Annotated in this window: 3 protein-coding genes; 2 read left to right on the top strand and 1 reads right to left on the bottom strand. The window is 37.2% G+C overall.

The features are described 5' to 3' along the window. Positions 1–803 (top strand): flippase-like domain-containing protein (locus tag GXZ13_07625; protein ID NLX75672.1); only part of this gene is annotated, 803 nt, incomplete at its 5' end. Continuing rightward, positions 790–1374 carry an isoprenylcysteine carboxylmethyltransferase family protein gene (locus tag GXZ13_07620; protein NLX75671.1) on the top strand — a complete coding sequence of 195 codons (585 nt, stop codon included), beginning with the start codon at positions 790–792 and terminating at the stop codon, positions 1372–1374. The genes GXZ13_07625 and GXZ13_07620, both read left to right, overlap by 14 nt. On the opposite strand, the gene GXZ13_07615 is transcribed toward GXZ13_07620, so the two are convergent. Beyond that, positions 1367–2152: an MBL fold metallo-hydrolase gene (locus GXZ13_07615; protein NLX75670.1), complete on the bottom strand. Its 786-nt coding sequence runs from the start codon at positions 2150–2152 to the stop codon at positions 1367–1369. The genes GXZ13_07620 and GXZ13_07615 overlap by 8 nt on opposite strands. Between the last annotated feature and the right edge of the window lie 113 nt (positions 2153–2265).

The raw sequence follows: 2265 nt of genomic DNA, 5'->3' as shown, positions 1-2265 counted from the left end.
GTGCAATAACACCAATGCAAAGTGGTGGTGGACCTTTTCAAGTTTATCTTCTCTATAAAAGGGGCGTTTCTGTAGGTAAATCTGTTGCAATAACAATAGTTCGTACTTTGCAAATAATTTTTTTACTTGCACTGGTTCTTCCCTTTTCTTTATTTCATGAGCCTGAATTTCTTGCCAGACACATCGTTTTGAAGTGGTTTGTGCTTTATGTCTTAATATTTATATCAATTGCAGGTGCATTCCTGATGATTAGTTTTGTTCGTCCTGATTGGATAAAAAAATGGAGTAATTGGATTATAGTAAAACTTAATAAAATAGGAATAATAAGATCTACAGGGATTTTAAGGGCAGCGAGAAGAGTTAACAGAGAAATAGATTGCTACAGTGAAAACATTCGTGTCTTTTTTTCTACTGGCAGGAAGTGGTTTATAGCATCTATCTTCGGGGCGGTATTGCATCTATTAGTGTATATGTCCATCATGCCCTGTTTGATTATAGCTATTGGTTCTGAAGTTAAGTTTATGCAATGTATATTGGCAGAATCGCTCCTACTATTTCTTCTTTATTTTGTTCCCACCCCTGGAAGTAGTGGGGCAGCAGAAGGTGGTGCTACCGCTGTTTTTGCCTTATTTGTCCCTTGGAGCCTAGCTGGAATTTTGGCAGTTACCTGGAGAGTTCTTTCTGAATATACGGGAGTTGCTTTGGGTTCATTAATGGTTATTAAGCAATTTGGTTGGGGTGGAGCAGATAAACTCCTTAAAGAAGAAAAAAAGAAGCTGGAGGATGGCCGTGAGAAAAAATAATTTCGGAGATGCTGTTTTTAGATGCAGAGGTATAGCATGGGGAGTTTTTGCTGTTATAGCACTAATCTTTCCGTATGAATATAATCTTTTGAGATTGATTTTAGGTTCATTTTTTCTTGTTGCTGGGCAAGCATTTAGATTTTGGGCGGCAGGCTATATTCCCAACTACAGGACAAGCACTATAGGAGCACCTAAGCTAGTCGTTTGGGGACCGTATAAATGGATTCGCAATCCTCTTTATTTAGGGAATTTTGTGATGGGTCTTGGCTGGACATTAATGTTGGGCTGGCCCTGTGTACTTGCTTTTTCAGTTGCATTTCTTACTCTTTATATGATAATTGTCATTCCCGCCGAAGAAAGTTTTTTGGAATCAAAGTTTGGTGAGGTGTATTTAGAATACAGAAAAAATGTTCCCTCTTTCTTTCCTTTAAAATTAATGCCATACAAAAATGAGAATTCTGCTGAATCTAGTTTTGACAGAAGTGTGGCTTGGAACGGAGAAGTTTATTCTTTAAGAATGAATATTCTTATCACAGTAGCAGTTTTGTTTAAGCTATTTCTCGTCAAATAATTCTATATTTTTTTATTTTTATTTTTTTATCAACAACGGGAGTAAATACTTTGAGGTTGTCTAAGTTTATAATCATCCCGTCTTGTCCCGCAACTACTCTTGTGTGTTTATTTGAGATTTGTTTTGCCAGAGTTTCGGGTCCCTTGTTTAATATTTTTATTCCCATGTGTGATATTGTCGCCAGTTTTGGACTTAGTTCTTGCAACAACTCCATTGTGTCTGATATAGACATGTGCTCAGAATGTGTATTTTTTTCAAGAAATGTCGTGTTTACAGAAATATAATCACAATCTTTATATCTTTCTGCAAAAGTTGTCAAAGGCTTTGTGTCACTGATTATACCCCAAGTTCGAAGTCCCTCTTTTCTTAGAATATAACCAAAACAATCTACGTTATTATGGACGTGTTTTACAGCCTCAACTGAAACTCCGTGGTCAAGTTCCGTTATTAAACCGTCTTTTGTTTTTTGTATTCTGCTTACTTTTTGGGCAGAGTAGTTGAGTAGAACGGAATCGGGGCTAGTCATGGCGTCTTCGGGGATGATTAATGTGCCCTGTTTGCGAAAGCCACCCTCAGTTATAGCTTCTATTATGACATTTATGTCAGTACTGTGATCAAGATGTTTGTGAGTTAATAAAACGGCTTTTATAGAATTTACGTCTAAAAAAGGTGAGGCGTTGCAGATATGATAAAGGCTGCCCGGTCCGGGATCTATTATGCCATTTAGGCCTCCATAAGTGAACCAAATTCCACCGGTGCATCTTAACTGGCGTATCATGCAGAAGCGGGCTCCTCCTGTACCGAGGTATTTTATGAAGTTCGCTGTATATGAAAAAGAGCGTTTAATATTGATTCCTCCAAAAAACTAGTTTTAAAATTTTAATTATCTTT

Source organism: Synergistaceae bacterium (assembly GCA_012728235.1).
GTDB lineage: Bacteria > Synergistota > Synergistia > Synergistales > Synergistaceae > JAAYFL01.
The sequence above is the reverse complement of the archived record's forward strand: the minus strand, read 5'-3'. Positions and strand labels throughout refer to the sequence as shown.